Below are 5,645 nucleotides of genomic sequence, written 5' to 3' on the forward strand. Positions count from 1 at the left end.
GTATAGGCAAAAGTCTGATCTGGAACCGTGGCGCGGCCATCGCGAGCAGGCTCACTCCTACAATTGGAATGCGTTCCCCTGTAGGAGTGAGCCTGCTCGCGATGAGGCCGGTGAGGCCGCTACAAAACCGTGCAGTCAGCTACGCGCAAACGCCACCGCCGCCGCAAACTGCTCCTCATTCGGCCGCACCCCGGTGTACAGCACAAACTGCTCCAGCGCCTGAATCGCGATCACTTCCAACCCGGTAATCACCCGCTTGCCCTCCGCGCGACCAAGCACGATCAACGGCGTCTCCGACGGAATCGCCACCACATCAAACACCGTCTCTGCGGCTTTGATCACCTCAGCATCAAACGCTAGTTGCCCCGCCTCCGGCCCGCCGTCCATGCCCACCGGCGTCAAATTGATCAGCATCTGTGGCCGTTCATCGCCCAATTCTGCCTGCCAGCGATAACCGAGCGAGTCCGCCAGTGCACGTCCGGCGCGTTCATTGCGGGCCACGATCAGACCGTTTTTGTAACCGCCATCGCGCAAGGCACTCGCCACCGCTTTGGCCATGCCGCCGCTGCCGCGCAGGGCAAACGTCGATTCTTTCGGCACGGCGTGGGTTTCCAGCAATTGCGCCACGGCGATGTAATCGGTGTTGTAAGCCTTGAGATGGCCGGCGGTGTTGACGATGGTGTTGATCGACTGGATCGCCGCCGCCGACGCATCCAGCTCATCGACCAGCGCAATGCAGGCTTCCTTGAACGGCATTGACACGCCGCAGCCACGAATGCCCAACGCACGAATGCCGCCGACAGCGCCGGTCAGATCCTGGCTGCTGAACGCCTTGTAATAGAAATTCAGGCCTAACTGCTCATACAAGTGGTTGTGAAACCGCAGACCGAAGTTGCCGGGGCGCCCGGACAGGGACATGCACAGTTGGGTGTCTTTGTTCGGGTTCATCTGCATGAAACTTCTCCTTCTAAACGCACTTTCGGATGGACGGGATTAGCCATTCCATCGGGTCTGTTCGATCATATCGACGTGTCTGCACAGGCTTCGCCACAAGGGTCGAATGCCCGGTAAAGAAACCGGTACAGACCTTACACAAAATTTACCTGGCGGCTGTGCTGAATTTCAGAATTTCGCTGTCTTAGAAGTATCCCCGTGACGTTCATGAGCCTATTGCAGGCCTGGACGGCGGGTCGAAGAACCGAGGAATTATCATGATTCGTAAACTCCCCATAGTGGCCCTGTTGATCGGTGCTTTTGCTGTTACGGGGCAAGCGCAAGCCCACGGTGGCAATTACTGGCAAGGCCCTGCGGTGTTTGGCGCAATCGTTGGCTCGGCCATCATTGGCTCGGCGCTTATCAACCAGAACCGTCCGGTGTACGTGCAGCAAGCGCCGGTGTATGCCGCACCGCCTCCGGTGTATGTGCAACAACCGCCGCCACCGGTCTACTACCAACCGGCGCCGGTTTACGTGCAACAACCGGTTTACGTGCCGGCCCCGGTGTATTACGGGCCACCACGCGGTTATTACGGTCGTCCGTATCCTCCGCATTACGGTCGCTGGTAAACCAGAGCCCCGCTATTCAAGCGGGGCTTTTTTTTGACCGTTTGTCGGCCATCGTCTGAAAAAATCTCGTCAAGGTCGCTGTGAGGACAGTTTCAAAGGCTAAAGTCGTCATGATCAATCAGGAATCGTTGGAGCTGAACACACAACGGTCATCTTTTTGTCATGACGGAACCGCAAGCTGAATCCGTCCGTAAACAACAGGTTGATAAAAACAAGGACGAGCCATGCCAACACAGAACCCCCACCGCATTGTCGGTTTATGCACCTCGGGCAAGGTGTACAACACCCTCACCGAACTCAAGCACCTGGAAGGTCACCGCTGCGCCAAGTTTCTCTCGTTACTGGCAGAGAATCTGGTGCACAAGGGCCTGCTCAACGAGCGCGAAGTCATGCACATGCTCGATCAAGTGGTGGACTGACGCCAAACCTCATTGGCGTCAATGACCACTATCGAAAACGTTGATTGTCCGTTAAACCGTCGAGTCCCTAAGGTAGCTCCATAGATCACTGGAGGTACTTGTCATGGCTCAGGTTCAAATCATGTCCGTTATCGGCAGCGCCGTTCCCGCCTCGCTCAGAGCGTCGGGTTTGCTCGCCTGCTGGTACCTGATGCGCAACGGCGAACCGATCAGCGGCCCGCTCGCTTCATTGCCAGCCGCTCAGGCGCAGGCTGAGAAACTCGCCAGCGCGCCGTTCCACGCTTAAGGCAGCTGAACCTTCGGCTTGGTCTCAATGAACAGCGCCCAGCTCGACAAAAACAGCGCAGCGATCAACGGACCGATCACGAAACCATTGAGGCCAAACACGGCCAGACCGCCCAGGGTCGAGATCAGAATCATGTAATCGGGCATGCGTGTGTCCTTGCCGACCAGAATCGGTCGCAACACGTTATCCACCAGACCGATCACAAACACTCCGAACAACCCCAGCACCACGCCTTGCCAGATCATCCCGCTGAGCAGGAAGTACACCGCCACCGGCGCCCAGACAATCCCCGCGCCCACCGCCGGCAACAGCGACAGAAACGCCATCAACACCGCCCACAGCAACGCGCTGGGGATATCGAGAAACCAGAAAATCGCCCCGCCCAACGCACCCTGCGTGATCGCCACGACCAGGTTGCCCTTTACCGTCGCCCGCACCACGCGGTTGAATTTCAGCTGCAAGCGACGTTTGTGGTTTTCCTCCAGCGGCACGGCGATGCGCACTTTGCGCACCAGTTCGGCACCGTCACGCAGGAAAAAGAACAGCAAGTACAGCATGATGAAAAAACTCACCACGAACTCGAACGTGCCCTGGCCAAAACTGAAGGCCTGACTGGCCAGCACCTGGCTGCCCTGCATCGCCGCTTTGACGATTTTCTCGCGCAAACCGTTGAGCTCGCCCATGCCGAAGCGATCGAGCAAATGCTGAAAGTACGGCGGCAGACTGTGCTTGAACTGCGCCAGATACGCCGCGATATCCAACTCGCCACTTTCGATGTTTTTGTAGACCGTCGCGCCTTCCTGCACCAGCAACACGCTGAGAATGATCACCGGCAAAATTGCGATCACCAGACAGATACTCAGCGTACACAGCGACGTGAAGTTGCGCTACCAGCCGAATTTTGCCTGTATGCGGCGCTGCATCGGCGCAAACAGAATCCCGAGAATCACCGCCCAGAACACCGCGCCGTAGAACGGCAACAGAATCCAGATAAAGGCCACGGTGACCAACAGCAGCAGCACTGTCAGCGATTTGAATTGAAGACTTTTTGCGTTCATGTCCGATCCATGTCAGTCAGGCGCCATGCACGCCCCGATGCTTAGTCAGCCGGCGCGCGCGCGAGTGCCATCTTTATTTATTGAGCATAGTTGGGGATTGCGCCTGAGTGCCGGCCGCGCAAACGTAGACGCAGATCAATAACCCGCACCGACGTCTGCACTACCCTGCCGGGCTTTTGCGACCGACCTTGCCATGACGCCTACCCTGCCCCTCGCCGCGCCCGAGTTGCTGGCTCCCGCCGGCACCCTGAAAAACATGCGTTACGCCTTCGCCTACGGTGCCGATGCGGTGTATGCCGGCCAGCCGCGTTACAGCCTGCGCGTGCGCAACAACGAATTCGATCACGCCAATCTGGCGCTGGGCATTCGTGAAGCGCAGGCGCAGGGCAAGCGTTTCTATGTGGTGGTCAACATCGCGCCGCACAACGCCAAACTGAAAACCTTCCTCAAGGATCTGGCGCCGGTGATCGAGATGGCGCCGGATGCGCTGATCATGTCCGACCCGGGGCTGATCATGCTGGTGCGTCGGCACTTCCCGCAGATGCCGATTCACCTGTCGGTGCAGGCCAACACGGTGAACTGGGCGAGCGTGGAGTTCTGGCAGCAGCAGGGGCTGAGCCGGATCATTCTGTCGCGTGAATTATCGCTGGAAGAGATCGGCGAGATTCGCCAGCAGGTGCCGGACATGGAGCTGGAGGTTTTCGTCCACGGCGCGTTGTGCATGGCTTATTCCGGACGCTGTTTGTTGTCGGGCTATATGAACAAACGTGACGCCAATCAGGGTTCCTGCACCAACGCCTGCCGCTGGAAATACTCGGCGCAGCAAGCCACGGAAAATCAGCTCGGCGAGATCGTGCAGACCTTTGAGCCCGAGCCCACCCTCGGTATGGGCGCGCCTACCGATCAGGTATTTCTTTTGCAGGAGGCCAATCGCCCGGATGAATTGATGCCGGCGTTCGAGGATGAGCACGGCACGTACATCATGAACGCCAAGGATCTGCGCGCGGTGCAGCATGTCGAGCGGTTGACGCGCATGGGCGTGCATTCGCTGAAAATCGAAGGTCGGACGAAATCGCACTTCTATTGCGCGCGCACCACGCAGGTGTATCGACGGGCGATTGATGATGCGGTGGCCGGGCGCGAGTTCGATCGCAGCTTGATGACGGATCTGGAGTCACTGGCCCAGCGCGGTTACACCGAAGGTTTTCTGCGCCGGCATGTGCATGACGAGTATCAGAATTATCTGCACGGCAGCTCGGTGTCGGAGCGCCAGCAGTTTGTCGGTGAACTGACCGGGGAGCGGCGTGATCGGCTGGCTGAAGTCAAGGTGAAGAACCGCTTTGCGGTGGGTGACCATCTGGAATTGATGACGCCAAAGGGCAACTTTCACTTTGATCTGCATGAGTTGCACAACGCTCAGGGCGGCGCGATCGAGGTGGCGCCGGGGGATGGGCACACGGTGTATTTACCGATTCCGGATGCGGTGGATTTGCGCTTTGGGCTGTTGATGCGGGATTTGGCGGTGGCCTGAAAGCCCTGCAAACGCCCTCTTGTAGGAGCTGCCGAAGGCTGCGATCTTTTGATCTTTTTTACAGGCAACGTCAAAAGATCGCAGCCTTCGGCAGCTCCTACGGAGATCAAAAGCCTAAGTGAATTCCTCCCGCAACATCGCCACAAACGCCTCTCGCGCCGGGTGTACTGCTCACGTATCTGGCGTGGGTGGGGTTAGGTGAGCGGCAGGAGTGATGGTGCGGACTGCTGGGTTTGATCGTTGATGGATGTTGGGGCTGATGCCGCCTTCCCGAGCAAGCTCGGCTCCTACAAGTCAGTGGTGATGCCACTGTTCATTGTGGAAGCAAAGCTTGCTCGCGATGGGGCCGGGACAAACAGCCCATCAACTAACGGCGATCATCCGACAACGGCGTTGGCTCATCCGCTGGCGGTACATCGTCGTCGGAAGCCGGATCCTTCCAGTCGTCAGGCCGGTCGCCATCGCTCAGCGGATCGCGCCCTGGTGGCATGCCCATCGGTGAATCATGATCTCCCAGTGTCGGCTCATCGGTACCGGGCACCGGTTGGGTTGGATCGGTTGGAAGTACACCACCCTGAAACAGCAGATCGTTAGCCATGACACACCTCACCAAGGAGGCCCGGAAAGCCCGGGTCGTACACGTTGGAAACGGTGGCGCACGACGGGTGCTATCGAACAGACCAACGGCGCGAGGAGCTGACTTGTGGCGACCCCGTGTGGGAGCGGGCTTGCTCGCGAAAGCGGTGGGTCAGTCACCAACGACTTGAATGACACACCGCTTTCGCG

Annotated in this window: 6 protein-coding genes and 1 pseudogene; 4 read left to right on the plus strand and 3 right to left on the minus strand. The window is 58.5% G+C overall.

Annotated elements, in window-relative coordinates:
* Positions 1-135 precede the first annotated feature (135 nt).
* Positions 136-954 (minus strand): shikimate 5-dehydrogenase, encoded by an 819-nt coding sequence (locus QMX93_RS29395; protein WP_282359063.1) that lies wholly within the window; start codon positions 952-954, stop codon positions 136-138.
* Between the two features lie 257 nt (positions 955-1,211).
* On the opposite strand from QMX93_RS29395, the gene QMX93_RS29400 reads away from it, so the two are divergent.
* The 3 genes from QMX93_RS29400 (at position 1,212) to QMX93_RS29410 (ending at position 2,270) form a co-directional block, all read left to right on the plus strand.
* Positions 1,212-1,565, plus strand: coding sequence for a hypothetical protein (locus QMX93_RS29400; RefSeq protein ID WP_053121826.1), 354 nt, complete (start codon positions 1,212-1,214; stop codon positions 1,563-1,565).
* A 224-nt stretch (positions 1,566-1,789) separates the two neighbouring features.
* Positions 1,790-1,984: a hypothetical protein gene (locus QMX93_RS29405; protein ID WP_053121828.1), complete on the plus strand. Its 195-nt coding sequence runs from the start codon at positions 1,790-1,792 to the stop codon at positions 1,982-1,984.
* Between the two features lie 103 nt (positions 1,985-2,087).
* On the plus strand, positions 2,088-2,270 hold the full coding sequence (locus QMX93_RS29410) for a hypothetical protein (RefSeq protein WP_212545703.1): 183 nt from the start codon (positions 2,088-2,090) through the stop codon (positions 2,268-2,270).
* Here the strand turns inward: QMX93_RS29410 and QMX93_RS29415 are convergent.
* A pseudogene (locus tag QMX93_RS29415) lies at positions 2,267-3,328 on the minus strand (AI-2E family transporter). The gene QMX93_RS29410 and the pseudogene QMX93_RS29415 sit on opposite strands and share 4 nt — an antisense overlap.
* Before the next feature lie 193 nt (positions 3,329-3,521).
* On the opposite strand from QMX93_RS29415, the gene yegQ reads away from it, so the two are divergent.
* Positions 3,522-4,859 (plus strand): tRNA 5-hydroxyuridine modification protein YegQ, encoded by a 1,338-nt coding sequence (yegQ, locus tag QMX93_RS29420; RefSeq protein ID WP_282359064.1) that lies wholly within the window; start codon positions 3,522-3,524, stop codon positions 4,857-4,859.
* Positions 4,860-5,226: 367 nt separating this feature from the next.
* Here the strand turns inward: yegQ and QMX93_RS29425 are convergent, their stop codons facing one another.
* Positions 5,227-5,457, minus strand: a complete 231-nt coding sequence (locus tag QMX93_RS29425; protein WP_282359065.1) for a hypothetical protein — start codon at positions 5,455-5,457, stop codon at positions 5,227-5,229.
* Positions 5,458-5,645: the final 188 nt, after the last annotated feature.

Source organism: Pseudomonas sp. PS01303 (genome assembly GCF_029959385.1).
GTDB classification, from domain to species: Bacteria; Pseudomonadota; Gammaproteobacteria; order Pseudomonadales; family Pseudomonadaceae; genus Aquipseudomonas; species Aquipseudomonas rustica.

What these genes read in the sequence shown, in the direction of transcription:
- QMX93_RS29395 (WP_282359063.1), bottom strand. Translation starts at nt 954, where the DNA reads ATGCAGATGAACCCGAACAAAGACACCCAACTGTGCATGTCCCTGTCC.
- QMX93_RS29400 (WP_053121826.1), top strand. Translation starts at nt 1,212, where the DNA reads ATGATTCGTAAACTCCCCATAGTGGCCCTGTTGATCGGTGCTTTTGCT.
- QMX93_RS29405 (WP_053121828.1), top strand. Translation starts at nt 1,790, where the DNA reads ATGCCAACACAGAACCCCCACCGCATTGTCGGTTTATGCACCTCGGGC.
- QMX93_RS29410 (WP_212545703.1), top strand. Translation starts at nt 2,088, where the DNA reads ATGGCTCAGGTTCAAATCATGTCCGTTATCGGCAGCGCCGTTCCCGCC.
- yegQ (WP_282359064.1), top strand. Translation starts at nt 3,522, where the DNA reads ATGACGCCTACCCTGCCCCTCGCCGCGCCCGAGTTGCTGGCTCCCGCC.
- QMX93_RS29425 (WP_282359065.1), bottom strand. Translation starts at nt 5,457, where the DNA reads ATGGCTAACGATCTGCTGTTTCAGGGTGGTGTACTTCCAACCGATCCA.